This is a genomic window from Flavobacterium sp. 40-81 (assembly GCF_001898245.1).
Taxonomy (GTDB): domain Bacteria; phylum Bacteroidota; class Bacteroidia; order Flavobacteriales; family Flavobacteriaceae; genus Flavobacterium; species Flavobacterium inviolabile.
Genome location: NZ_MKTM01000032.1, coordinates 1 through 25,020, shown reverse-complemented (window position 1 = coordinate 25,020; position 25,020 = coordinate 1). Strand labels below are relative to the sequence as shown.

General features: G+C 40.5%; 23 protein-coding genes and 1 riboswitch. Of the genes, 10 read left to right on the top strand and 13 right to left on the bottom strand.

Annotated features, from left to right (window positions below):
* Positions 1-175: 175 nt before the first annotated feature.
* The gene (locus tag BGO42_RS13005) at positions 176-1,465 is read left to right on the top strand and encodes a PAS domain-containing protein (protein ID WP_273247028.1); all 1,290 of its coding nucleotides are present in this window, start codon (positions 176-178) and stop codon (positions 1,463-1,465) included.
* A gap of 55 nt (positions 1,466-1,520) precedes the next feature.
* Here BGO42_RS13005 and BGO42_RS13000 read toward each other — a convergent pair whose 3' ends face one another.
* From BGO42_RS13000 to BGO42_RS12985, 4 genes are all read right to left on the bottom strand, one after another.
* Complete coding sequence (locus BGO42_RS13000) at positions 1,521-2,432, bottom strand: helix-turn-helix domain-containing protein (protein WP_273247027.1); 912 nt, start codon at positions 2,430-2,432, stop codon at positions 1,521-1,523.
* A 129-nt stretch (positions 2,433-2,561) separates the two neighbouring features.
* A complete protein-coding gene (locus BGO42_RS12995) occupies positions 2,562-3,224 on the bottom strand; it encodes an NAD(P)H-binding protein (RefSeq protein ID WP_273247026.1) in 663 nt (220 codons plus the stop codon).
* A 134-nt stretch (positions 3,225-3,358) separates the two neighbouring features.
* Positions 3,359-3,796 carry a DUF2147 domain-containing protein gene (locus tag BGO42_RS12990; RefSeq protein ID WP_273247025.1) on the bottom strand — a complete coding sequence of 146 codons (438 nt, stop codon included), beginning with the start codon at positions 3,794-3,796 and terminating at the stop codon, positions 3,359-3,361.
* Between the two features lie 40 nt (positions 3,797-3,836).
* Positions 3,837-4,652 carry an oxidoreductase gene (locus BGO42_RS12985; RefSeq protein ID WP_273247024.1) on the bottom strand — a complete coding sequence of 272 codons (816 nt, stop codon included), beginning with the start codon at positions 4,650-4,652 and terminating at the stop codon, positions 3,837-3,839.
* Between the two features lie 451 nt (positions 4,653-5,103).
* Here BGO42_RS12985 and BGO42_RS12980 point away from each other — a divergent pair, with 451 nt between their 5' ends.
* From BGO42_RS12980 to BGO42_RS12960, 5 genes are all read left to right on the top strand, one after another.
* The gene (locus BGO42_RS12980) at positions 5,104-6,177 is read left to right on the top strand and encodes a serine hydrolase domain-containing protein (RefSeq protein ID WP_273247023.1); all 1,074 of its coding nucleotides are present in this window, start codon (positions 5,104-5,106) and stop codon (positions 6,175-6,177) included.
* A 179-nt stretch (positions 6,178-6,356) separates the two neighbouring features.
* Positions 6,357-7,256, top strand: a complete 900-nt coding sequence (locus BGO42_RS12975; protein ID WP_177733143.1) for a MerR family transcriptional regulator — start codon at positions 6,357-6,359, stop codon at positions 7,254-7,256.
* A 362-nt stretch (positions 7,257-7,618) separates the two neighbouring features.
* The gene (locus tag BGO42_RS12970) at positions 7,619-9,994 is read left to right on the top strand and encodes a TonB-dependent receptor (RefSeq protein ID WP_273247022.1); all 2,376 of its coding nucleotides are present in this window, start codon (positions 7,619-7,621) and stop codon (positions 9,992-9,994) included.
* A 72-nt stretch (positions 9,995-10,066) separates the two neighbouring features.
* Positions 10,067-10,798: a DUF4198 domain-containing protein gene (locus BGO42_RS12965; RefSeq protein ID WP_177733139.1), complete on the top strand. Its 732-nt coding sequence runs from the start codon at positions 10,067-10,069 to the stop codon at positions 10,796-10,798.
* Between the two features lie 56 nt (positions 10,799-10,854).
* Complete coding sequence (locus BGO42_RS12960; RefSeq protein WP_273247021.1) at positions 10,855-12,015, top strand: PepSY-associated TM helix domain-containing protein; 1,161 nt, start codon at positions 10,855-10,857, stop codon at positions 12,013-12,015.
* Positions 12,016-12,038: 23 nt separating this feature from the next.
* Here the strand turns inward: BGO42_RS12960 and BGO42_RS12955 are convergent, their stop codons facing one another.
* The 9 genes from BGO42_RS12955 to BGO42_RS12915 all read right to left on the bottom strand — a co-directional run bounded on the left by BGO42_RS12955 (position 12,039) and on the right by BGO42_RS12915 (position 20,739).
* Positions 12,039-12,584 (bottom strand): GFO_1091 family lipoprotein, encoded by a 546-nt coding sequence (locus tag BGO42_RS12955; RefSeq protein WP_177733137.1) that lies wholly within the window; start codon positions 12,582-12,584, stop codon positions 12,039-12,041.
* 69 nt (positions 12,585-12,653) lie between these two features.
* Positions 12,654-13,193 carry a GFO_1090 family protein gene (locus tag BGO42_RS12950; protein WP_273247020.1) on the bottom strand — a complete coding sequence of 180 codons (540 nt, stop codon included), beginning with the start codon at positions 13,191-13,193 and terminating at the stop codon, positions 12,654-12,656.
* Between the two features lie 31 nt (positions 13,194-13,224).
* Positions 13,225-13,668 (bottom strand): PG0215 family putative anti-sigma factor, encoded by a 444-nt coding sequence (locus tag BGO42_RS12945; RefSeq protein ID WP_273247019.1) that lies wholly within the window; start codon positions 13,666-13,668, stop codon positions 13,225-13,227.
* Positions 13,649-14,164, bottom strand: a complete 516-nt coding sequence (locus BGO42_RS12940) for a GFO_1088 family ECF-type sigma factor (protein WP_177733131.1) — start codon at positions 14,162-14,164, stop codon at positions 13,649-13,651. The genes BGO42_RS12945 and BGO42_RS12940 overlap by 20 nt, the downstream gene beginning before the upstream one ends.
* 150 nt (positions 14,165-14,314) lie before the next feature.
* A complete protein-coding gene (locus BGO42_RS12935) occupies positions 14,315-15,280 on the bottom strand; it encodes a T9SS type A sorting domain-containing protein (RefSeq protein WP_273247018.1) in 966 nt (321 codons plus the stop codon).
* Between the two features lie 11 nt (positions 15,281-15,291).
* Positions 15,292-16,692, bottom strand: a complete 1,401-nt coding sequence (locus BGO42_RS12930; RefSeq protein WP_273247017.1) for an RCC1 domain-containing protein — start codon at positions 16,690-16,692, stop codon at positions 15,292-15,294.
* Between the two features lie 67 nt (positions 16,693-16,759).
* On the bottom strand, positions 16,760-17,812 hold the full coding sequence (locus BGO42_RS12925) for a YncE family protein (protein WP_177733125.1): 1,053 nt from the start codon (positions 17,810-17,812) through the stop codon (positions 16,760-16,762).
* A 12-nt stretch (positions 17,813-17,824) separates the two neighbouring features.
* Entirely contained in the window at positions 17,825-18,907 is a 1,083-nt protein-coding gene (locus BGO42_RS12920; RefSeq protein ID WP_177733123.1) for a YncE family protein, read from the bottom strand.
* 5 nt (positions 18,908-18,912) lie between these two features.
* Positions 18,913-20,739 carry a TonB-dependent receptor plug domain-containing protein gene (locus BGO42_RS12915; protein WP_273247016.1) on the bottom strand — a complete coding sequence of 609 codons (1,827 nt, stop codon included), beginning with the start codon at positions 20,737-20,739 and terminating at the stop codon, positions 18,913-18,915.
* A gap of 32 nt (positions 20,740-20,771) precedes the next feature.
* Positions 20,772-21,010: riboswitch (cobalamin riboswitch) on the bottom strand.
* Positions 21,011-21,113: 103 nt separating this feature from the next.
* Here BGO42_RS12915 and BGO42_RS12910 point away from each other — a divergent pair.
* The 4 genes from BGO42_RS12910 to BGO42_RS12895 are packed head-to-tail and all read left to right on the top strand — an operon-like array spanning position 21,114 to position 24,919.
* Entirely contained in the window at positions 21,114-22,259 is a 1,146-nt protein-coding gene (locus tag BGO42_RS12910; RefSeq protein WP_353681433.1) for an ABC transporter substrate-binding protein, read from the top strand.
* Position 22,260: 1 nt separating this feature from the next.
* Positions 22,261-23,292 (top strand): iron chelate uptake ABC transporter family permease subunit, encoded by a 1,032-nt coding sequence (locus BGO42_RS12905; protein ID WP_177733119.1) that lies wholly within the window; start codon positions 22,261-22,263, stop codon positions 23,290-23,292.
* Between the two features lie 17 nt (positions 23,293-23,309).
* Positions 23,310-24,095: an ABC transporter ATP-binding protein gene (locus tag BGO42_RS12900; protein WP_273247014.1), complete on the top strand. Its 786-nt coding sequence runs from the start codon at positions 23,310-23,312 to the stop codon at positions 24,093-24,095.
* A 44-nt stretch (positions 24,096-24,139) separates the two neighbouring features.
* Positions 24,140-24,919 carry a dienelactone hydrolase family protein gene (locus BGO42_RS12895; protein WP_273247013.1) on the top strand — a complete coding sequence of 260 codons (780 nt, stop codon included), beginning with the start codon at positions 24,140-24,142 and terminating at the stop codon, positions 24,917-24,919.
* The last annotated feature ends 101 nt before the right edge of the window (positions 24,920-25,020 follow it).

The following is a 25,020-nucleotide window of genomic DNA, read 5'->3' as shown; positions in this document are numbered from 1 at the left end:
CTCTAATCAGGTTACAGGATTTGTTTTTTAGCTGCCTGCCCGAAATTTCACCTTTTTCGATCTGACCGGAATTAGCTGTTATTTTCCAAACCGGCAATAGCCGTTAAAAAGGCTTTTAATCCTTAACAAATACAGAATTTATTCGTAAAATTGAGTTCTTTAAGTAAGCCCCTATATGAAAACAAGCTCTTGTCCATCAATTGATGATTTTAAGTATATATGGAGAAGATACTCCCTCTTTATCAACAAGAGAACGCGAACGGGAAAAAAGTACCTGAACAGGAACGAAATGTGGAAGGACCGGTTTTTCACACAAATCATAAAATTTGCAATACCAACAGGAATAGTCTCTCTTATCGTTAATATTGTAATAGAATGTTCACACAGTAGTTATATAACAGCCATAACCGATTTACTTGCATTCGTATCGATTATTATCGTAGTGCTGCATAAAAAGCTTACGATCCGATTTAAGAAGTTTTTTGGAGTGACCGTAATGATGCTCTTCTCCATTATCAAAATAGTAACCTTACATTCCCTGATGTGCGGAACGGTTTTTCTGCTGCTGCTCAGTGTGTTTGTTACGCTTCTGTTTTCTAAAAAATTGGCTTACCTGTCGGTTGCTGTCAATGCGATGATCTGTATTTTGTTTGGCATCGCTTTATTTGAGGGTTTTCCGATACACGAACTGGAACTGGCACATGATAACATACCCTACAGATGGATACTCTACTCGTTCAACTTTATATTTTCAAATCTGGTAATGGTCTCCATTATTATATATGTTATCAGCGGTTTTGAAAAGACCATTCTAAAATCTGAGAATCTTTATATCAAACTCCGCCAGGAAGTACAGGAAAAGGTTGTCAAGGAAAATCTGCTACAGGAAGCTGTGACCCATTATAAAAGTTTGTTTTTTTTTAATCCGCTGCCGATGATCATTTATCATCCCACTACTTTACGTTTATTATATGTAAACAAAAGTGCCATACACTGCTACGGATACAACAAGAAAGAGTTTCTGGATATGAAAGTAAACCGGCTTCTGCAGTGTGATGAAGAAACATTCAGGAACAAGGTACGCAGAGATTATGTTCATCAAAGAGACCGGCATTATTGTAAAAACGGAAATCCCATACTGGTGGATATTAATGCCAGTAATATACGGTTAAACGGATCATGGGTACGGTTAGCCATCATCAGGGACATTACGTCAGAAGCAGCCTATATTGCTGCTATTGAGAAAAAGAATAAAAAGATGAAGGAAATAGCCCATCTGCAATCACATGTTATACGAAATCCCTTATCCAGGATAATGGGAATCATCGAGTTGTTGCAGTCGGATCCTGTTGCAGCAGAAGAACTGGATCAGCTGCTTTCTTACCTGATGCAGTCCGCACAAGAGCTGGATACAGTAGTCGCAAGCATTGTAAAACGGACAGAAGAAGAGATGAAAGAGGATTAAAGCCTAATAAAACGACCCTTTTCAGATAATTTTGGCTCCTTATATAACACAGCTTTTATGCTGTCAAATTCCTGAATTCCTGAGGTGTATTGCCTGTTTTCTGTTTGAATAATCTGCTGAAGTACTGCGGATATTCAAAGCCTAACTGATATGCTATTTCACTTATGCTTTTGCTGCTGCCCAATAATATGTTTTTCGCTTCCTCAATAACAAAATGATGGATATGATCCTTTGCATTCATGCCTGTTTCTTTTTTTAACAGGTCGCTTAAATAGTTGGGTGAAAAATTGACAATCGCTGCCAGATAGCTAACCGTAGGCAGTCCTTTCTTTTCCAGTTTGTCCGAATAGAAATAGTCTTTCAGGGCTTTTTCAACCTGTCCTACGACATCCCTGTTTGTATGTTTTCTTGTAATGAACTGCCTGCCATAATATCTTGCACAATAGTTTAAAAACAGCTCTATATTGGAAACTATCAGGTTCTGACTGTGACTATCAATATTCTCATTTAATTCATTCTCAATATTCACAATACAATCATGTAAAACCTGTTTCTCTTTTTCTGATAAATGCAGGGCTTCAGATGCCTCATAAGAAAAAAAGGAATAGTCTTTCATCCTGGAACCCAATGCCGTTCCCCGTACCAGATCCGGATGAAAAAACAGTCCCCATCCCATCATGTCTTCCCGTTTTTCAATCTCACTGTCCAGTTCCACAACCTGTTTGGGAGCGATACAGATCAGACTTCCTTCCTGAAAATCATATTGCTGTCTGCCGTATTTCATATTATTGATGCAGTAGTTCTTAAACATAACCGAATAAAAACCGCAGGATATCCGCGTACCCGCCTCAATATATTCATCTACTTTACTAAAATCAATTACAGCAACCAGAGGATGCTTTGCGCCTCCCTGCTGTACAAACCTGTTGATCTCGGAGATGGTCTCCAGATGTATAATCTGTTTCATTGCTATACTGTGTTCGTTTTCCTATTGCAGTTACTACTGTAACCGGGTATTCCTGATTTTTGGCTAATCCGTAATTCTCTTTAATGCTTTACCGCATACTGTAAAACAGTGTTTTATCCCCTTAGGGTCTTATTTTGTTTTTGCTAATGCTCCTGCTTCTTTCAATAGCTGTGCCGATTCTACTATGGTATGTCCCGCAGGTGAACGCACAGCATACTGAAACAGTAATGCCGCAAGAGCTTTTACCGGTAATGGTGCTATTTTCCGGAGTAGTCCGAGTTTATTCAGAAAAGAAATAATGGCAACACTAATTTTTTCTCCGGACCTGTCGGAATCGGGTCTTAACAACGGTCCGGGACGAAAAACAATCAGGTTCTTAAAGTTTAGCGCTTCAACAGCCTGCTCCAGTTCTCCTTTCATTCTCGAATAGAATAATGACGATTCCGGATTAGCCGAGGTTGAAGATACCAGTATAAAAGTGGGGATCTGTTTCGATTTCGCTATTCTGGCAAATTCATACTGATAGCTATAATCAACTTTATACTGGGCTTCCTTGCTTCCCGCCGCTTTCAATGTTGTTCCCATACAGGAGAAAGCCACATCGGCAGTAACGGCTTCGTCCCACTCGCCTATCCTGTCAAAATCGACTACCTGTTCTTTTAGTTTTGTATGTTTTACAGGGAGCGGTTTCCGAACCAGCGCCACAATTTCTGTCACTTCCGGACTTGCCATCAGCAGTTCCAGTAACTCTTTTCCCGTAGCGCCTGTAGCGCCTATTATAACAGCTTTCATATTAAAATATTTGTTTCCGGATATTACTCATACAAAATACGATATATTTTTTGATGCCGGGCTTTATTCTGGCTACGAATTGTTCCACTACTTTTTAAGCTAATCATTAGCCGGTATGTTTTGAGGTAAAAAGGTTATTTTATTCTGTGAAATGTAGCGGTCTTCCCTAAAAAGGAAACTCCCATAAAGCCACGCAGGTACATTTTTTCATTTTTAATCCAGGCTTTACAGCTATAGGTATCGCCACTTGGTGCATTGTATATTTTCCCGTCCACATACGCTTCCCCATCCCATTTGAGATTCGTCAGACTGGTAATCCCGATTACATCCCTTGTCCGAAGTTTCGAATCAGGATTCCGGCTATCTTTCTTTGAGGTAACCCCATCATTTTCTACAATCTGGTTACCCCACAGGTATTTTCCATAATATTGATCTCCCTGTTTAAAGATTTCCAGTTTTACATCTTTCTTATCCGATTCCCATTTTCCCAAAATAGCGTCCGCCCCGGTCTGTGCAAATGTTTTCCCGGCAAATGCCAGTACTAGTATAAATATGATCTTTATTGTTTTCATTTTAAAAATTTAATGGTTGTTTATTACGTTTGCAATCCGGTTATAACTGACTCATTACGATTTTATCGAACAGCTTATCTCCCAGATATGTCCTCATCCACACCATAGGTTTGGCAAATTTCCCAACCCTGTATCTTGTTTTGGGCTTTTTACTGTTTATTATTTTGGTTACCGCATTAGCAATAACTGCCGGTTTGGAAGAACCGTTCCCTTCCGCCGCTTTACGGGTACCGTCTTCAATCTTGTTCATCATCTGCCTGTAAGCACTGTCCTTTCTAATCTTTGCAAACCCATCCAGCAATACCGATCCAAATTCCGTCGCTATAAAACCGGGTTCCAGCACCACGACGTTAATATTGAACTGTTTCAGCTCTAACCGCAAACAATCGCTCAAACCTTCTACTGCATGTTTGCTTGCATGGTACCAGGCCCCCATTGGGAAATACATTTTCCCGCCCATTGAAGACGTGTTGATAATGGTCCCCTGCCCGGCTTTACGCATATAAGGAACCACTTTCTGTGTCATTGCAGCCATACCAAAAACATTGACCTCAAATTGTTTTCGGGCTTCGTCTAAGGAAACATCTTCAACCGAACCATACAAACCAAAACCCGCATTGTTCCAAAGCACATCTATTCTCCCTTCTTTTCGGATAATTGTATTGACCACATTGTCAATGTCCGCTTCATCGGTTACATCCATCATTATCGGATGACCTCCAATTTGTCCGATGTCTTGCATCTGGTCGATTCTTCGGGCTACTGTATAAACCGTATGGCCTTCGCTGATAAGTTTCTTTGCAGTTTCTTTTCCCATTCCGGAACTTGCTCCGGTAATTAAGATTACTTTTCCCATTTTCCTGATGTTTTATTTTATACTGCAAATATCTGACGGCCAGGAGCCATTCCTTTAAGACAAATCCACGATTATTGTATACTTTTTACCGTTAGGACCGAAAACAGCTGGCAAATCAATTTAGTATTACAGAAACTACATTGAAGCGAAGATCAACTATCCCGTTTATGAACCGGCATCAGGAAAATATTTTTATGAAATAGCAATACGCAAAGAGAAAAAAGATTTCAGACAGCATCCGCTGCAACAACAATTCCGCTATATTGATAAATAAAGCCATCAATCACCATTTTGAATCTGCTGACGCCACATTATATTTATATATTACTTTTTAATAAATTTAACTTTGGAAACAATCCTAAAACAGCCAACACTTTTGTAACAGATTACTTTATAAGCAGACACATTGTTAAACAATTCACAGGAACCATAACAATAAAAAACACCAACCATGATTTTCAAACAAACCAAATACACCTTACTACCATCCCTACTGTTAATCGTGTGCTTTTTTTCCTGCCAACAGCAAGACAAACACCGGCAGATTGATGCGGTTATAAAAGATTTCCATACTCAGGGTGCTTTTAACGGTGCTATACTGGTTGCCCAGAACGGTACGGTTGTTTACGATACCGTTATCGGATTGGCCGACTTTACCACCAAAAAAGACTTACAGCCGGACAGTCCTTTTTACCTGGCATCCTTATCCAAACAATTTACTGCCATGGGTATTATGCTGTTAGCGCAAAAACAACTGTTAAACTATAACGATCCCGTTTCAAAATACCTGCCGGAACTGCCGGAGTATGCAAAATCGATAACCATCCGGAATCTGCTGAATCACACATCCGGATTAAAGGACTATTTCGAATCCCCGGGTTTAATCAAACCGGGACTGACCAATCAGCAGGTATTCCATTGGCTGCAAAATGAAAAAAAGCTGAATTTTGCTCCCGGTGAAAAATACGAATACAGCAATACCGGCTACCTGTTATTATCGTTAATAATAGAAAAAGTGAGCTCCAAACCGTTCGCCCTGTTTATGAAAGAATCCATCTTCGATCCGCTAAAAATGGAACACACACAGGTATTTGAAGCTAATACCACAGCAATTAAAAACAGGGTTGCCGGCTTTGACAAAAACAGTAAACCGGACGATTACAACATCCTGACTACCGGCGACGGCGGAATTTTCGCCACCACACACGATTTATTTATCTGGGATCAGGCCTTATCCAGCAATCGGTTACTAAAAGATACGGTACTCGAAGAAGCGTTTACAAAACCCAGACTAAACAACGGTACTTATTCCGATTACGGATTTGGCTGGAATATTATTGAAGACGATACTAAAAAAGTGGTTTTTCATACCGGCGGACTAAACGGCTACCGAACAATGATCTGGAGAGATCTGGATAAAAAAATCACGATCATCCTGCTGACCAATAATGGTGATGCCCTTCAAATGTGGCCGGTTACCAATGCTGTATTAGCAATAATGGGCGGTAAAAAATATGTAGAATAAGGCTGCTGCTTATGTCTTTTCCTTTTAATCCGTTGCGCAATTACGGCAGCTTCAATACGGACGGATCCTTCCAAACCGGTAACACTTCTAATTACCGGCGGGCATGAAGGATTTAAGAGGAAATTATCAAACGGGTATTGATTAATCTCCTAACTTTGTTTAACAAAACAGATTAAAAGATGAACATTATTAAAAACCTGTTCAGTATTAAAGACCTTGAAAACCTTTCAGGAGTAAAAGCCCACACAATCAGAATATGGGAAAAAAGATACGATATCTTACAACCCATGAGAACCGATACCAATATCCGCTATTACGACACTGTTCATCTTCAAAAACTGTTAAACATTTCTTTACTGCACCATCACGGTTATAAAATTTCGGAAATAGCGGTACTTTCCGACAACGCCTTAAACACCCTGGTTAAAGAAACCGCATCGGATAAAAGTGCTCAAAACCATGCAGTGAATGCCTTTAAAATGGCGATGATGAGCTTTAATCAGCAATTATTCATCGAAACCTACAACAACCTGATTACGCACAAAACCTTTAAAGAAATCTTCTATGAAGCTTTCCTCCCGTTATTGAGTGAACTGGGTCTGCTATGGCAAACCGAAACCATCACGCCGGCCCATGAACATTTTATCAGTCATTTGATCCGGTTGAAACTGCTTCGCAATACCGAACTGATACAGGCCAATGAACCAACCCGAAAGGATCGTGTTTTTATCCTCTTTTTACCATTGAATGAAATTCATGAATTGGGATTGCTCTATGTGAATTATGAACTTTTACGACACGGATACCAAACCCTATATTTGGGCGAAAGCATTCCCAAAGAAAACCTGTCCGAAATATTCAAACACTTTGAAAACGTCACCTTTGTGTGCTATTCCACTGTAGAACCCAAAAAGGAACAATTAAACGATTATATAGCTTCACTGGAAAATGAATTGTTGCAGAAAGCAAACAGCAAATTATGGCTATTGGGTTCTGCTACGGCCTTTATTAACCCAAAAAATATCTCTTCAAAAGTCGTCTTAATCAATTCGCTGCAAAAACTGGAACTTTACCTGTAATTTTCTTTGGCATACCTGTTCCGTATGCTGCAAAAAAGACCACAGTAAACCGTAAAAAACAGCGTCCGGATTTTCCCGTTGGCATTCCTTTTTTCAAAATACAAATAATCTCATTGCAATGCCCTGTAAGCATTTATTCGCGGAAAAACGGAAATCTTCCGGAATGCCGATTGTCCCGTTGAAGTATTTTCAGAAATAAAATTCTTATAAAAACATTCCGTCCGACCGTCAAAAAAACACACAAATCACTAAAAAACAAATAGTTAAATAATTTATTTATATTTATTCTAAATTAATTTGTCTATTCAATCCGTTGAATTTAATTTTGAAGCAAACTAAATGAACTTAAATATCACAGTAAAATGAACAGACAATTAGTCGTGTTTTTGTTGAGCTTCTTCTCAATGATTTCATTTGCTCAAAACAGGGGAACCGTTAAAGGAAATATCGTTAATGAATCCGGAGTTCCCATTCCAAATGCAAGTATAACCGTTTTAAAAACCACTAACGGCACTTCCACCAACAATCTCGGAGAATACTCCATCCCCAATCTTCCCTACGGTAACTACACACTACGATTCTCAATGGTAGGTTACCAAAAATCAGAAACAAAAATCACGGTCAATTCAGAAGTAACGACAGTACCTGTATGGGTAATTAAAGAAACTGTTAATGAACTGGATGATGTGGTTATTAATGAAAAGAAAACGAACAAGTTCACAAAAAGAGTGAGTGCGACCGTTTCAAAAATGCCTTTAAAAGATATTGAAAACCCGCAGGTTTATGTATCGGTTCCGGCAGAATTGTTAAAAGAACAGGTGGTTACCAACTTTAACGATGCTTTAAAAAATGCAACCGGTGTTACCCGTTTATGGGAATCTACAGGTCGTGGCGGTGACGGAGCGCAATACTTCTCAATGAGAGGTTTCTCTGTACAGCCGAGCATGTTAAACGGTTTGCCGTATATTAACAACGGTACTCTGGATCTGGCAAACACCGAAAGTATTGAAGTAATCAAAGGCCCATCCGGAACATTGTACGGAAGCAGCCTGATCTCTTACGGCGGTTTGATCAATGTGGTTACCAAAAAACCGTATGAAACTTTTGGCGGAGAATTGGCCTACAATGCCGGTACTTACGGATTAAACAGAATTACAGCCGATGTTAATACGCCGCTTGGCAAAAACAACGATGTATTCTTCAGAGTTAATGCCGCTTATACGACTAACGACAGTTTTCAGGATGCCGGTTTTTCGAAATCATTATTCGTAGCCCCTTCAATAACGTATAAAGCGTCAGACAGACTAACGTTTATGATCAACACAGAGTTCTTCAGTTCTGAAGGTTCTTATGCGCCTATGTTGTTCTTAAACCGTAATTTACCGTTATCATTCAACAGTATCGATCTATTTGACAAGAATTATAAAAATTCATTTACGTCAAATGACCTTTCCATCAAGAATCCAAATTTTAGCTTACAGGCACAAATGCTGTACAAAATATCCGATTCATGGACTTCACAGACTGCTTTATCCAGAAGTACTTCAAAATCGGACGGATATTACTCGTATTTATTTGACAGAGGTAACGGAAATGAATTCGATCGTTATATTACCAAGCTAAATGCAGAATCATTCGGTACGGATATTCAGCAAAACTTTATCGGAGACTTCAAAATTGCAGGTTTACGAAACAGAATGGTTGTTGGTCTGGATTACTACAACAGCATTATGAAAGACAACAGTACCGGCTGGGTAGGATTAGGTTTTGTATCGTTAGCAGATGGCAGCGATACCGGAAACACCACCCGTCCGTCTGTAGACAATGCTTTGGCTGCCTCACCGGTTACCAAATCGACAGCAGAAACAGAAACCTATGCTGCCTATATTTCCGATGTTATCAACATTACCCCTACACTATCGGCTATGGGTAGTTTACGTGTGGATCATTTTGTGGGTCAGGTAGACAATGAAAAGAAAGGGCAAACGGCTTTATCACCTAAATTCGGTTTATTATACCAGCCGTTAAAAGATAAACTATCCGTTTTCGCAAACTATATGAATGGTTTCAAAAACATTTTGCCACAGGCAATCACCAACCAGACAACTCAGGAAAGAGAAGGTTACAGAACGTTTGATCCGGAAAAAGCCAATCAGATGGAATTTGGTGTAAAATCAAGTTTCTTCAACAACAAATTGAGCGCTACCGTAAGTTACTATGATATTAAAGTAAGCAATATCGTGATGAATGTTGGTAACGGTCCTGCTACCTATACACAAGGTGGTGAGGTAACCAGCAAAGGTGTTGAAGTGAGTGTTGTAGCCAACCCGGTTGAAGGATTGAACCTTATTGCCGGTTTCAGTAAAAACGATTCGGAAGTAACCAAAGATTTGGATACAGCAGGTTATATCGGAATGCGTCCGGAAAGTGCCGGTCCGGAAACACTGGTTAACTTCTGGGCAAACTATACGTTTAACGAAGGCAGCATCAAAGGTTTTGGCTTCGGTTTCGGAGGAAACTATGCGAGTGAGCAGAAAACCCTGAACAGATCCAACATTGGTACTTTCAGCTTACCAAGCTACACGATCGTAAATTCCTCTTTATCATACAGCACTGAGAAATTCCACATCATTTTAAAGATGAATAATATTACCAACGAAAAATATTATTCAGGATGGTCAACGGTTAGTCCGCAGGCATTGCGTTCCATTACAGCCGGATTAACCTATAAATTTTAATTTATTCCAGTTAGTTAGTAAACTCCCCTGTCAAACGGGGAGTTTTTGTCTTAAAAACTTAATCATACCAATATGAAAAATTTATTCCTGATTACCGCCCTGTTAGTGATGGGACTTAGCAAAAGCTTTGCTCATTTTATGTGGATTGAAACCAATGCCACCGGAAAAATCAATACTTCCCAGGAAGTACGGGTTTACTTTGGCGAATACGGCCATGATGTCCGTGAAAAAGTAGGAAGCGACACTTTTAACAAAATGCAGGCTTTCACGCTTTGGGCAATCGCTCCGAATGGCGAAAAAACAAAACTGACCGTTACACCTGCCGATCTGTATTACAAAGCGGCTTTTACCCCTAAAACAAACGGTACCTACACTTTTGTACTGGATAACGACAAAATTGAGGTGATTGACTTTACGAAATACAACTTCGGGATTTTTAAAACCCATTACCATGCTACGGCAAAAACAGAAGTTGGTTCCGGTTATACCGCTTCGGCTTCGGCAAATCCAAACGGATTATCCATCAGTGATATTTCTAAAAAACAGGTAGGTTTAAACGGGGAGATCACATTGAAAATAACCTATAAAAATGAGCCTTTTGCAGAAAAGGAAATCGATTTGTTTATTCCGAACCAATGGTCGAGAAAAGTAAAGACCAATAAAGAAGGGATCATCACTTTTAAAGCGCCTTACAAAACCCAATACCTTGTTGAAGCGACCCATAAAGAGGAAACTCCGGGTACATACAACAACAAAGAGTATCAGTTTATCTGGCACAGTGCTACCTACGCCATTCCGTTTTAATAATCCTTAATTTATTTTACTGCCAAACGGTAAAAGCCCTATTTGAAAATACCCTGATGACTAAAAAAAAGAAAAATACTTTTAAACAGTGGATTGGAAAAGTCCATTTATGGCTGGGACTGGCTTCCGGCATTATCGTTCTTTTACTTTCCGTTACCGGCTGCATTTATGTTTTTAATGATGAGATAACCACACTTATCCGAAAAGAGGCTATTTATGTAACGGACAAAGCGGAAAAAACCATCCCCGTTAGTCAATTATGGGAATCAACGGCAAAACAAATGGGAGAACGCATCCGGTCGGCTTCAGTAATTACTTATACCGATCCGGACAAAGCCTGGGTTTTCCGTACGTTTAAAAGAAGTGACAAACCGGATTCTGTTTTTTATTTCGGGAATATCGATTATTATCAGTCCATCTATGTCAACCCTTATACCGGGAAGATTTTGGGTGTTTATGATGAAACAACCGACTTTTTCAATATTGTAAAGTTTCTTCACTGGAGCCTGTTGTTTGAAACCGAAATCGGTCAGCCCGTTATCGGGTGGGGAACCTTTATTTTCGTGATCATGCTGATAACCGGTATTATTTTGTGGTGGCCCAAAAACAAAGCCGCCCGGAAGCAGCGTGTCTGGTTCCAATGGAAAGCCACAACACAATGGAAGCGCAAGAATTATGACCTGCACAACATTCTCGGTTTTTACATTGCCTCAATAGCCATTATCATTGCTTTTACCGGAATGGTCTGGGCATTTACCTGGTTTCAGGCCATTGTTTATGTAGCCGGATCCGGCACAACAACGCCACCGGATGTTAAAACAGCCACCTCAAAAGTGGTAAAAGGAAATACCGATGCCGCTATAGACAGTGTTTACATGGTGACCAAAAGCAAATATCCGGCCGCAAGCGCCTACAGCATCAGCAAACCGGCCGACAGTACCGGTGCGGTAAATGTGTATGTTCAGGTAGTGGATGGTGCTTATTACATCAACCACAGTTTGCAGTTTGATCAATATACCGGTAAACTGCTGCTGGAAAGAAAACACGATGAAAAAAACTTCGGAGAGAAACTCATTACTGCCAACTATGACATTCATGTGGGCGCTATACTGGGAATACCCGGAAAGATAATCGCCTTTATTGCCTGTTTTATTTGTGGCATGCTGCCCGTAACAGGATTCCTGATCTGGTACGGCAGGAATTTTAAAAAGAAATAAAAAAAGCCCCGAAAGGGCTTTTTTTATTTTTGCTCTTTGGGCATTAATTCTTTTAATGGCGCTAACTGATCCAGATCTAAATTTCCTTTTTTAAGAAGACCCACCAGCGACATAACATGGTTAGGATTCATATCGTCACCTAAAATACGGACCACTGCAAATCCCTGATCGCTTTTATTTCCGTACAGTACAAACTCACTAACGTGGTCTGTATCCCCTACGAAATAAATAGCGCCTCCTTCTTTTCCGGAACCCATTTTAATCAGCTCCTGATAGCTTTCATCCTTTAAAAGGGTATTCACTTTAGCACGCTCCGTTTCAAATTCTTTCTGGTTTTTGCCATCTGCTTTAAAAGCCAGTACATTCATTTTTTTAAACGACTTTAAAGCTGCTTTTTCCTCATCGGACAAGGCAACCTTATCAACATTTATAAAACTGGGAGCAATATCAACAGCGATAAACTCTTTATTGTTGGAATTCTCTACAAAATACTTCTGTAAAGACGGATGACTGTCACAACTTGTCAGTACAAGCGCAAGCATTCCTGCTATTAGTCCTAATTTTTTCATCTTTTATAATGTTATGGGGTTGTAAAATGCAAACGGATAAATGATTATCCGTTTGCATCTGGAATGGTTTTATTTCTGTGATGCTTTCTTTAAAGATTCTCCTCCGGGAAGTTTCATCTTTTCTGTTAAAGCTGATATTTCGTCTAAATCAAAGTTACCGGTCAGTGACATCAATACAGTTTCGTTTCCTTTTCCGTTTCCGCCTTCAATGTACATTAAAAGCTCTTTTATCTGGCTGCTGGTTGCTCCTGATTTTACGTAGATCTTAACATTTTTACCATTATCATTCACTCTCATTAATTCTTCAAGAGGATTGGATTTCAAATAGGACGCTACACTGGCTCTCATTTCCGAAGCCGGTTTTGCACTTGTTGTTGTGTACACTTTCAGGTTATCCAGTTTTTTAAGTAAACTGATATATCCCTGTGTTTGCTTGTCGGAAGTATCTACTTTCACTTTACTCATCATTTCAAACATCTTTTTGTTGACAACTACCGAAGTAACATCGTCCTGATCGGCAAATTTTTCAAAAGTCGATTGGGCAAAAATCATGCTTGGTAATACTGCTAAAACTAAAGTGAATACTATTTTCTTTATAATTGCTTTCATAATAAAGGGGTTTTAAAATTGTTGTGGTTTACTATCTAAAAATTGTTTTTGTTGTTTTTTCATACTCTTTCATATAACTCATACCTTTCACACCTACATTGACATTTTCAGAAACAAGTTCCAGCGCTTTTTGAGTTTCTCTGTAAGCGACTTCCGGATCTTCAAAAGTTCCCAGATCGTGTTCCTGTGTTTGCGGATGCTGGTTCAAAAAGGTAAACAGTCCAAACAAAAGGGCAACACTTGCCGCAACAGATATCCACGCTACATAGTTTCGTTTTCTGGGTTGTAGTGGAACTGTTTTGGTAAACTGTTCTTGTTTTGCCTGAGTGAAGTAACCAAACATTGCCCGGTATTGTTCCAGATGGGGCGCCACATCCGGCTGTGAAAAGTAATCTTTCAACTGCTTTTCTTCAGCAATACTGGTTTCTCCTGAAAAGTATTTTTCGACTAGTTTATTAATTGAATTGAATTCCATAATTGTGTTTTTTAACCAATTGTTCTCTTATTATTTTCCTTGCTCTCGATAATGCCACCCGCACTGCTGTTTCATTCATATCCATGATTTTGGCGATTTCCGAGAATTCATATTCCTCTACTTCTCTCATTTGAAGAATAAGCCGCTGCTGCTCGGGTAATGTTTCCATTATTTTTTCCACCCAGTCCCAGCTGTCTTTATCTTCAAGTTGTTTTTGAACATTTGCCGTTCCGTCCGAGTAATTGCTATGTACGATTTGCAAATTTGAGGCCCTTTTTGACTTTAACTGGTCAAGACAGTAGTTTTTGGTCATCGTCATTGCAAAAGCTTCAACACTGGAATAGCTCGACAGTACATTGTTATTTTTCCATAATTTCACCAAAACTTCCTGAGTAGCATCTTCGGCTTCTTCAGTACTCACAAGCAAACGTTTCGCCATCCGAAACAATTTGTCTTTAAAAGGAGAAATCAATTTTATAAACTCCTGTTGGTTCATAATTCGCTGTTGGTTAGTTTTGGTTTATAATAGCAAGACGAACAGTATTTCTTTTTGTTACATCCGTTCGTAAATTTTATTAAAAATAATAAAAAAAGCGGTCAGGAATAGTATCTCCTGACCGCTTCAATTGTGGAATGCTGCTAATGCTTATCTGATTATCAGCTTTTTTATTTCTTTTCTGCCGGTTGTTGCCACTTCAATCATATATGTTCCGGAAGCTAAACCGGATACCGGTATCTGGTTGTGGTTTCCTTTGTTCAGGCTTTTAACAACACGTCCGTAAAGATCGTAAATCACTACCGTAGTTGCTTCATCCGATTCCAGATAGACAACATCACTTGCCGGATTAGGATACATACGGAATGCCGTGGTATCGAAATCATGGATTCCTAAAGTACTCTGATTGATTACCCCCACAGCATCCAGGTCAAATCCTCCGGATGCAAACGGCGTTGCATACGGTTCGTTGATAATATTCCCATGGCTGTCGTGTGTTGCATATACCGGATCGATCGTACCGATCACATCGATTACTTTTACATGGGTAATTCTGTCTTTATTCAATAACGGGTCATTTGGAATATCGGATAAATCGAAAGGTGTCCCGAAGTTTGCACGGTACTTTCCTGCCAGGTTGTTTATGTAACGGCAATCCAGGTTTCCGAAACCGCCAATCTGTGTGGTGGTTTGCGTTTCGCTATGCGACGGGAATCTGAAAAAATTAATTCCGTCTGAACTTACCTCAACAAAAGCCAATTCTAAAAAGGTATCGGAAAAACTATTTTCAAAAACAGCAAAATCAAATCCCGGTCCGTTTGCAATTGGCGTAGCAAAAGTCATCACGGCACTACCGCCATCACCCAGACTGACAATAGCACTGCCGTTAGCCGGTCCGGTAGCATCGTCAGCAGTTCCCACAGTGGCCAAAGGCCCGGTAGGATTGGTAATATTCTGCGGTCCGCGAACTACTGTAGCTCCGGTAGCCCAGCCAACAAACTGGGAGCTGCTGCCCGGAATAGCAGTCGTTCCGGCTACACCCGCTGCCGGTGCATAGGATTGTGCGTTAAGAAGAGTCGTAAGGCTTAAAGAAGCGATAAGTAATATTCTTTTCATGTTCGTTTGTGTTATTTTTTTATAATCTTGTAGGTTAGTGTTTTAGTGCTCTCCAATTCTATTGTAACCAGGTAAATACCGACAGCAGCAGCAATGTTCATGGTTACCGTTTCAACAGCAGCTGCATTTTTCCGGGCAATTACCTGTCCGTAGGTATTCAGGACCGTTATTTTAGCTTCCGGGATTACTCCGCTAAAATGAATGGTAAATTCCGAAGTTGTCGGATTGGGATATAATGTGATGTTTTTCCAGTCAAATTCCAGAGCGGTTAACGAACAGTTCTCCCCGATACCAATCGGATTGCGCTTGTCAACCAAAGTATTGTCGGCCAGCTGTCCTTCATTGTTTTTTCCCCAGGTAAATAATTTATTGTCATTGTTTAAAGCCATTGCATGGTTTGATCCGGCACTGATCTTTTCCCAGTTTGAAGCAGTACCAACCTGTAATGGCAGTGTTCTGTTTACCGTTGTTCCATCGCCAATCTGTCCGCTGGAATTATAACCGAAACTCCATAATGTCTTGTCGTTTTTTAAGGCTAAACTGAAATCCCAGCCTCCGCTGATGGCCGACCAGCTGTTTTCGCTGCCCACCTGTACCGGGCTGTTTTTTTGTATTGTCGTTCCGTCGCCCAGAGCGCCTTCGGCATTTCTGCCCCAGCTCCACAACGTACCATTTTCTTTAATTGCTAAAGAATGGCTGTAACCGGTACTGATTGTTTTCCAGTCGTTCGCCGTTCCTATTCTTGTAAGCACACTTTTAGTGATTACCGTGTCGTCGCCCAATTGTCCGCTTAGGTTAAGTCCCCATGCCCATAGTGATCCTTCCGTTTTCAGTGCCAGGTTGTGACTACCGCCGGCAGCAATCAGCTTCCAGTCCGAATCTGTTCCTACCTGAACCGGCGTACTGGCATTTCCGGTTTCTGTTCCATTCCCTAACTGGCCGGAAGTATTGTATCCCCATGCCCATAAGGTACCGTTCGTTTTTAAGGCTAACGTATGGTTTCCGCCGGCACTCACCGCCTGCCAGTCGGTATCAGTACCCACCTGAACCGGATCTACCCTGTCCAGTATCGTTCCGTCACCAAGCTGTCCTCTTCTGTTGTTTCCCCACGCCCATAAAGTACCGTCTGCCTTTATTGCTAACGTGTGGTTTAACCCGCCGGAAACAATGTTCCAAACCTGATTGCCTATTTTTTGTAGTTGCTTTTTGTTATTCTTTGTTCCGTCGCCCAACTGCCCGAAAGTGTTTTTACCACTCAGCCATAATCCGCCGTCGCTTTCCACTACTAAAGAGTGGTTGGATCCGGCACTGATTTGCTGTTTGCATTGTGCAGAAAGTGTCTGGGTAAATCCTGAAAGTGCTGTAAGGCACAGTGTAAATAAAATTCTTAAAATTGTAATTTTCTTCTTCATTAATCCTTAAGGTATTGAATATACTGTTTTAAAAATTAGGCTATCTGAATCAGATAGCCTAAAAGTTTTAGTTATTGGGATAGAACCCGTTGGTTCCTATTCCTGTTGTTTTCTGACTCAGAACGGTTCCGGCACTGGAGTAAATCGTTACAGCACTTTTGTTGACAAATCCTTTTGCATCAGACACGTATATTCTTCCGTTTATAGCTGCAAAGCCATAGAACGTAGAAAAATCATTATCCGGTACTGTAAAGATAGAAGTATCACTAACCGTTGTATCGTTAATTCCCATACGGTACACGCCGTTACCTTTTGTAAAGTAAACCACTTCCCCGTCAATGTCCATATTTCGGGCATTAACCAATGTTGCAGGGAACGTTACTGTACCGGTAATCTGGTCGTTCTGCGTATTTATTTTAACCAGCTTGCTGGCGCTGTCTGCACCGCTAAGCGCATATAAAGTGTTTCCTTTAGCTTCAATGGAATTTAATCCATCACCCACCTGAAGGGTTGCCGTTACGGTATTTGTTGCAGGATTAATAACAGTAATTTCCGATCCTGTACCGAAAGAAGCATTCATCACATATATTTTCCCGTTTACCGCAACAATCTTTTCAACGGTTTTATTGATCGCGATAGTTGCCAGTTTGGCAAATGTATCGGCATCATAAACCGTCACCGTATTGTTTGAAGAATTGGTTACATATATTTTTCCGTTTAGTGCCACCACATAGCGAGGCAGTGCCAAACCGTCTGTAATTGTTCCCAATGTTGCAAACGAGTGTCTGTTTACTATTTCTATTTTGTTTGAAGTATTCACAACAATATAGGCTTTCTCATTATAGAATCCCATGCTTTGTGCTACATCTCCAAGCACTTTTGTCGGGTTAACCACAAAAAAGATATTGTCCTGAAAGGTCAAAAGGTCATTTGAAATGAACGATACGGAAGCATTTGGCGTTCCAAAATTTCCTTCATTCAGCATAAAAACACCATTATCATAAGCCTGTAACGGATTTTCATATACTACCGAATCATCGCTCTGATTACAGGCAGCAAAAGAAAAATATAAAACCGCTAAAGCAAAAAGCTTACTCCATTTCATCATGTTAGTTTTCATGGTTGTTCTTTTTTAGTTATTAAAATAAAACCCGTTTGGCATTACACCAACTGTATAAGTGTTTAATGCAGCTCCGGTCATCGTGGTTACGAAAACTTTACCATTATCAACATAGTTAAGGGCATCCCCTACATAAATTTTATTGTTATGTGCTGCAAAACCATAAACGGTTGTAGCAGTCGAAGTAAAAGTTGGTGTTGTTGGCAACGTTGCTGTGGCCACATCTTTTTGATACACTCCTTTACCTTTCATATAATAAATAGTCCCGTTTTCGATATCCATAAATCCAGGATGTTCTGTAGCGCCGAAATCAAGTGTTTGTGCAACGGTATTGTTTGCCAAGTTCACTTTTACCAGTTTTCCTCCGGTTTCAGCTCCAGCCCAGCTTGGCTTTCCGGAACATAAAACATACAGGTTATCCTGGCTTACTTCAATTACAGAAGGTACATCGCCAACAGTGATTGTTGTTTGTACCGTGTTTGAAGTACTGTTAATTACCGATATTTTATCGTTAAATCCGTAACCACCTTTGTGTGCTACATATAAATTATTGTTGTACGTAATAATTTGCTCCGGTCCTTCCACTACAGCAATATTACCGGTAATCTGGTTTGTTGTCAGGTTAAGTACCGCTACATAATCGTCTGTAGCCACACCAGCATCACCCCAGTTGGTTACATATCCTTTTCCGTTAGCAAATGAAATATAACGAGGATTCTGAAGTCCGGTCTGAATCGTCGCTACACTTACAAAAGTATAACGGTTTACTACTTCAATTTTATTGTCTCCGTTTAAAACGATATAGGCGTTATCACCATTGAATCCGATGCTCTGACCAGTATTCCCCAATACTTTTGTAGGGTTCACCACATTGAAGATATTGTTTTGGAATAACGTTGGGTATTGTGCGGAAATAAAAGAAACCTCTGCATTCGGCTGTCCGAAGTTCCCTTCGTTCATTACTAAAATCCCGTTCTCATACGCTCCTTTAGAAACCGGTGCCGGATTTTCTTTATAAATAATCTCTTCATCTGTACAAGAGGCAAAAAAGACTGCCGATAGAAGACTTAGTCCAAGTAGTTTGTTGATTTTCATTTTTATTAAAAAATTAAAGTTAGGGTAATGTTATAATTTCTGCCAGGCATTAATCGGCTGACTACGCTTTCATATTTTTCATTGGTCAGGTTACGAACCTGGGCTCCCAAACGGTATTGGCTTTTTTTACCGATACTGTAATCGATTCCGAAATTGGAAACCAGGTAATCCTTTACCATATATTTAGGATCATTGTCCGATAAGGTAAACACCTCACCGTTGTACAGCGTCTGATAATAGGCTGCCATGTTTTTATAGCTATAGGAAACCGCACCGGTTAGTTTGTGATACGGTACGTAAATCAGTTGTTTTCTGGTTGTTTCGTCTTCCGAAACGGTATAGGCATAGGTACCTTTTAATCCCAGTTCATGAGCGCCCATTTTTTTGGTATAATCCAGCAAAACTTCCGCTCCGTAGGATTGCACTTTGTCGGTATTCACCGGAGCCCAATATCCTTCACTTGTCGGCAGCCAGCGCAGCATGTCCTTAATTTTCATATAATAAGCCGTTGCCGTTAGTTTTAAACCGTTAAAGGTAAACTCCTGACCAAAATCGGCCTGATAAGCACTTTCCGGACGCAGGTTCAGGTTTCCTCCCGGTTTCCAGTACAAATCGTTAAAAGTAGGTATCCGGAAATTGTGGGAACCGTTTAATTTTAGCTTGTACCATTTTGTGACGGCATAAGTGGCACCGGCAGAGAATAAAAACGGGCTCTGATAAGCATCCGTGATTTCTTTTCTTCCGCTTATTTCATACGTGAACGAATCGGATACCTGGTGTTTGAACAACAAAACTCCCGAACCTATTTTCCGGGTGGCTTCGCCGATTCCTTCGCCTTCACCCTCGTTTATCGTATAATCGAAAATCGCATTCAGTTTCATGTTTTTGGAAATCGAATACACTACATCATACTTTCCGATAAATGTCTTGACCTCACCAAAAGAAAAATTATCATTTTCAATATTGTCATAATACTGGTAACGCTCTTTTAAAATTGCCGCTTTAACATTTGAGGTAAAAGCCCCGGAATAATTGGTCCAGACCAATAAATTACGGGTATTGTAGTTGCGGTACTTTGTTTTGATGGCATTCGCCGATGTCAACGCAAAATGACGCTCGTCTTCATAAAACTGGCTGTATAGTTTAAGAACGTTCTTTGCATTTATTTTATAGCCGATATTCGCATTAACGGTGGTATTGAAATACTGCCCGTTGGTGTTTTTTTCATCAGTACCTACAAACGGATAATCGTTATCCGAACTGTTACGGCTAAAACTGATCTGGGTATTCCATTTTTCAGAACCGGCATTCAGGCGGTATTGTGTGTTGATCGTATTAAAACTTCCGTAACCCAGGTACAATTCATTTCTGAACTGGTCTTTAAACTGAAACTCATTGTTCAGGTGGACGGTTCCGCCAATCGCTCCGCTGCCGTAAATCACACTTCCCCCACCCGATTTTACCGAAATGGAGTTGAAATCACGGGTCGTAACCGTATTGAAATCCGTTTGCCCGAGCAATTGTGAATTGATGTTGATCCCGTTCCACAAAACAGCGGTTTGCTGTGCTGTAGTACCTCTGAAAGAAGCGGAAGAAACCATACCGTATCCGTTTTCCTTAAAATAGATCACCGAATTGTAATTTAACAATGACGTCAGTGCGGGCTGATTTTGGTGAATAATGGAGTCATTCAGCTGCAATACCGTTTGGGAAACCGTATTGTCACGCAGTTGAACATCGGATACTACTACTTCATTTAATTTAATAGTATCGTTTTGGGCGAACAAACTCTGGCCCAAAAAAAGAAAAGCAAAAAGTAATTTTAATTTCATAGTCTTAATAAGCCTTTTTTCCCGAAAGCTTTTAATGATTAATTACTATGGCAGGTCTCCTGGCTTGCGTCCTGTTATTCACCTTCCCGCAATCGTTACAATTGCAGTGGTTGAAGCATAATAACAGGCATTTCTATATTAAAGAAACAAAGCTCACAGTTGCGGGTACAGCTCAAGATTAAAACACCGGAAAATTTCCCCGTGGGCACTTGATTCCCTTTTAATATACTCAGTAAACTACTTAAGTATAACCACAATACAACGCAAAGATACTCGTAAGATTGAAATTATCTAATCCGAATTCGATTTTTTTTACATATATGACAAAAATACAATGAAAATAAATTTAATTTTGCAGAAACCGCAACTATCAAATGATGAGAAAAATAGCACTTTTATTACTGCTTTCGGCTATGGTATTTACAACCGTGAGCTGTAAAAAAGAAACGGAAAAAACTGCCGTAAATACTACCCCAGGTGAGAATACCATCAAACATGCCAAAGGACTTTCCATTTACAACTACGACGGTTACAGTGTTGTAAAAGTGACGAATCCGTGGCCGGAAGCCAAAGAAGGTTTTACCTATATTCTACAGGAAAAAAACGGTAAGGTTCCGGATAGCCTGCAAAAATATACTACCATTTCTGTTCCCGTTCAATCGGTTGTGGTAACTTCCACCACTCACGTTCCTTCACTGGAATTGCTTGGTGTGGAAAGCAAATTAGTAGGCTTCCCGAATACCGATTATATCTCTTCCGAAAAAACCAGAGCGCTGATAGAGGCTAAAAAAGTAAAAGAAGTTGGCAAAAACGAAAACCTCAACACCGAAGTACTGATCGATCTGGCTCCGGAAGTGATCGTAGGTTTCAGCATTGACAACAACAATAAAACCTACGCTACTCTTGAAAAAGCAGGTTTAAAAATAATGTATAACGGCGACTGGACAGAACAGACACCGCTTGGAAAAGCCGAATGGATTAAATTTTTCGGGGCTTTATTCGGCAAAAAGAAAGAAGCCGATGCTCTTTTCAGTTCCATTGAACAGAATTATACCAAAACACTGGCGATAGCCCAAAACACCACAAAAAAGCCAACCGTTTTTAGCGGTGCCATGTATCAGGACACCTGGTATCTGCCGCAAGGCGACAGTTGGGCTGCACTCTTTTTAAAAGACGCCAATGCCGATTATTTATGGAAAGACAGCAAAGGAACCGGCAGCATATCCCTTTCGTTTGAAGCCGTTTTCGATAAAGCCCAAAAAGCCGATTTCTGGATCGGTCCCGGACAGTTTACTTCCATACAGGAAATGCTGGCGTTAAATCCGCATTACGGACAATTTGATGCCGTAAAGAATAAAAACGTATATTCATTTGCGGTAAAGAAAGGTAAAAAAGGCGGTATTATTTATTTTGAACTGGCACCAACCCGACCGGATCTGGTTCTTAAAGACATGATCCGCATACTCCATCCTGAAGCTTTACCGGATTATCAATTACACTTTTTTCAAAAATTAGAATAAGTTGACAACAAATAACCGAAACAGTATTCTTTTTATCCTGCTGGGCATAAGCCTGGTGTTGCTGTTTTTTATCAATATCAGTACCGGTTCCATTGCGATTCCTTTAAAAGAAATTGTCAATAGCCTTACCGGGAATCCCGTTAGCAAAACCTCATGGGATTATATTATTAGCAGTTACCGGCTACCCAAAGCCATTACGGCTATACTCGCCGGAATGGGACTGTCTGCCAGCGGTTTGCTCATGCAAACTTTGTTCCGCAACCCGTTAGCCGGACCGGATGTTTTAGGCGTCAGTTCGGGTGCCAGCCTGGGTGTAGCCCTGGTGATATTAGGCGCTGCTTTTTTACCGCCTTTTTTAAGGGAAATTGCCGTATCGCCTTATAGTATCGTATTTGCTTCCACTTTAGGCAGCCTGGCGGTGCTTCTGGCTGTACTCTTAGTATCCCGCTATTTGCGCGATACCATGGGGATTTTAATCGTTGGTTTGATGTTTAGCAGCTTTACCGGTGCCATTGTGGGTGTACTAACCTATTTCAGTACGGCCGAACAGTTACAGAAATTCACTTTCTGGTCTTTGGGAAGCTTAGGAAACCTGTCATGGACTTCCATTATCATCCTTTTAATAACGGTTCTTATAGGTTTACTGCTCAGCCTTGGCAGCATTAAAGCTTTAAATGCCTTATTACTGGGAGAAAATTATGCCCGGAGCCTGGGATTGAATTTTAAAAAAGCCCGGCTTATCATTATCCTTGCCACCAGTTTACTCTCCGGAAGTATTACAGCCTTTGCCGGACCAATTGCCTTTATCGGCCTGACCGTTCCGCACATCGCAAAACTGTTGTTCCAAACCAGTAATCATGCTGTTTTGTTTTGGGCAACACTGCTTTTAGGGGCTTCCATCATGCTGTTGTGCGATTGTATTTCGCAGCTGCCGGGAAGCGACATGACCTTACCGATAAATGCAATTACTTCTATTATCGGAGCTCCGATAGTAATATGGCTGCTGCTTCGGAAACGAAAAATGATGAATTAACGGTGTAAAAGATAGCCATGAGTATAACGAACGACATATTAGTTACTACCGATCTGAGTATTGGTTATAAGACCAAAACTTCGGTAACGGTCATTGCCGAAAGCTTAAACCTGAACTTGCAGGCCGGCAAATTAGTCACGCTTATCGGTGCTAACGGTATTGGAAAATCGACACTGTTACGAACCATTACCGGCATACAGGCACCGCTGAAAGGTGCGGTTTTACTGAACAATAAAAAAGTTACGGCCTATCAGCCTACGGAGCTTGCCCAAAACCTGAGCATTGTTCTTACCGAAAAACTGCCGCCAAGCAATCTTACCGTTTTCGAATTGGTCGCTTTAGGCCGCCAGCCCTATACCAACTGGATCGGAACATTGTCTGACGAAGATATTGCAAAAGTGGATACCGCTCTGGAGCTGACGCAAATTACCGCTCTGGCCAATAAAAGGCATTATGAAATCAGCGACGGCCAATTGCAGAAAGTTTTGGTTGCCCGCGCTCTTGCCCAGGATACGCCGCTGATCATTCTGGATGAACCCACAACCCATCTGGATTTGCTGCACAAAGTGGCTTTATTCAAACTGCTGCGAAAACTCACGCATGAAACCGGGAAATGTATTCTTTTTTCAACACATGATATCGATCTTGCCATACAGCTGAGTGATGAAATGATTATTATGACACCGGAACACATCATCCAGGACCAACCCTGCAACCACATTGCAAACGGTTTGTTCGACACCTTGTTTAAAGATGAAAATATCTTTTTTGACAAAGAAAAAGGGAAATTTATTATCCGTTAAATTCCAAAGGTTTCGTAATTTTAAGCTTGTTTAAAAAACATGCTATGAACTGGAAAACCTCAACCGCTTCTGTTGTGCTTATCTTAACAACCATTGCAACACAAGCACAGCTAAAAACCGTCGATTATTCAGATGGGAATCAAAAACTACAGGGGCTGTCTGCCACTCCTAAAAAGACAAAAGCCAACAAAGCCGGTGTCTTGATTTTACCGGCCTGGATGGGCATAGACAACAACGCCAAAGAAAGTGCCGTTACACTGGAACAACAGGGTTATTATGCTTTTGTTGCCGATATTTACGGCGTGGGGAATAAACCTGAAAATGCAAAACAGGCAGGTGAACGTGCCGGATTTTACAAAAATAATTATTCCGAATACCAAAAGCGCATTCGTCTGGCTTTGGAACAACTGGTAAAACAAGGAGCAAATCCGAATGAAATTGCGATAATCGGCTATTGCTTCGGCGGTACGGGAGTACTTGAAGCTGCACGGGCCAATTTTCCGGTAAAGGGCGTTGTTTCTTTTCACGGCGGTCTTGGCAAAGATGCTTCCCGAAAAACTGAACCGATTACACCTAAAGTACTGGTACTTCACGGTGCTGACGATCCGTATGTTTCCGAGAACGAGATCAAAGCTTTTCAAAAGGAAATGCGCGATGCCAAAGCCGACTGGCAAATGGTGTATTATGCCAATTCCGTTCACGGCTTTACCCATAAAGATGCCGGAACCGATAACAGCAAAGGTGTTGCCTACAATGAAAAAGCGGCACAACGCTCCTGGAAAGCCATGCTGGACTTTTTTGATGAGATCTTTGAGTCGTCCTAAAATAGGTTGACAGATTTTAGAATAAAAATATATTAACCAGTCAGGCTTACCTGGCTGGTTTTTTCATGTATAAAATTAGGTGTTTTCATCATTAAACTCAA

Excerpts from the sequence above, each read along its gene's own strand:
- BGO42_RS12935 (WP_273247018.1), bottom strand. The coding sequence starts at position 15,280 with ATGAAAAGAATATTACTTATCGCTTCTTTAAGCCTTACGACTCTTCTT.
- BGO42_RS12895 (WP_273247013.1), top strand. The coding sequence starts at position 24,140 with ATGAACTGGAAAACCTCAACCGCTTCTGTTGTGCTTATCTTAACAACC.
- BGO42_RS12965 (WP_177733139.1), top strand. The coding sequence starts at position 10,067 with ATGAAAAATTTATTCCTGATTACCGCCCTGTTAGTGATGGGACTTAGC.
- BGO42_RS13005 (WP_273247028.1), top strand. The coding sequence starts at position 176 with ATGAAAACAAGCTCTTGTCCATCAATTGATGATTTTAAGTATATATGG.
- BGO42_RS13000 (WP_273247027.1), bottom strand. The coding sequence starts at position 2,432 with ATGAAACAGATTATACATCTGGAGACCATCTCCGAGATCAACAGGTTT.
- BGO42_RS12925 (WP_177733125.1), bottom strand. The coding sequence starts at position 17,812 with ATGAAAACTAACATGATGAAATGGAGTAAGCTTTTTGCTTTAGCGGTT.
- BGO42_RS12985 (WP_273247024.1), bottom strand. The coding sequence starts at position 4,652 with ATGGGAAAAGTAATCTTAATTACCGGAGCAAGTTCCGGAATGGGAAAA.
- BGO42_RS12990 (WP_273247025.1), bottom strand. The coding sequence starts at position 3,796 with ATGAAAACAATAAAGATCATATTTATACTAGTACTGGCATTTGCCGGG.
- BGO42_RS12995 (WP_273247026.1), bottom strand. The coding sequence starts at position 3,224 with ATGAAAGCTGTTATAATAGGCGCTACAGGCGCTACGGGAAAAGAGTTA.
- BGO42_RS12955 (WP_177733137.1), bottom strand. The coding sequence starts at position 12,584 with ATGAAAAAATTAGGACTAATAGCAGGAATGCTTGCGCTTGTACTGACA.
- BGO42_RS12945 (WP_273247019.1), bottom strand. The coding sequence starts at position 13,668 with ATGGAATTCAATTCAATTAATAAACTAGTCGAAAAATACTTTTCAGGA.
- BGO42_RS12915 (WP_273247016.1), bottom strand. The coding sequence starts at position 20,739 with ATGAAATTAAAATTACTTTTTGCTTTTCTTTTTTTGGGCCAGAGTTTG.
- BGO42_RS12970 (WP_273247022.1), top strand. The coding sequence starts at position 7,619 with ATGAACAGACAATTAGTCGTGTTTTTGTTGAGCTTCTTCTCAATGATT.
- BGO42_RS12920 (WP_177733123.1), bottom strand. The coding sequence starts at position 18,907 with ATGAAAATCAACAAACTACTTGGACTAAGTCTTCTATCGGCAGTCTTT.
- BGO42_RS12975 (WP_177733143.1), top strand. The coding sequence starts at position 6,357 with ATGAACATTATTAAAAACCTGTTCAGTATTAAAGACCTTGAAAACCTT.
- BGO42_RS12950 (WP_273247020.1), bottom strand. The coding sequence starts at position 13,193 with ATGAAAGCAATTATAAAGAAAATAGTATTCACTTTAGTTTTAGCAGTA.
- BGO42_RS12930 (WP_273247017.1), bottom strand. The coding sequence starts at position 16,692 with ATGAAGAAGAAAATTACAATTTTAAGAATTTTATTTACACTGTGCCTT.
- BGO42_RS12900 (WP_273247014.1), top strand. The coding sequence starts at position 23,310 with ATGAGTATAACGAACGACATATTAGTTACTACCGATCTGAGTATTGGT.
- BGO42_RS12980 (WP_273247023.1), top strand. The coding sequence starts at position 5,104 with ATGATTTTCAAACAAACCAAATACACCTTACTACCATCCCTACTGTTA.
- BGO42_RS12960 (WP_273247021.1), top strand. The coding sequence starts at position 10,855 with ATGACTAAAAAAAAGAAAAATACTTTTAAACAGTGGATTGGAAAAGTC.
- BGO42_RS12940 (WP_177733131.1), bottom strand. The coding sequence starts at position 14,164 with ATGAACCAACAGGAGTTTATAAAATTGATTTCTCCTTTTAAAGACAAA.
- BGO42_RS12910 (WP_353681433.1), top strand. The coding sequence starts at position 21,114 with ATGATGAGAAAAATAGCACTTTTATTACTGCTTTCGGCTATGGTATTT.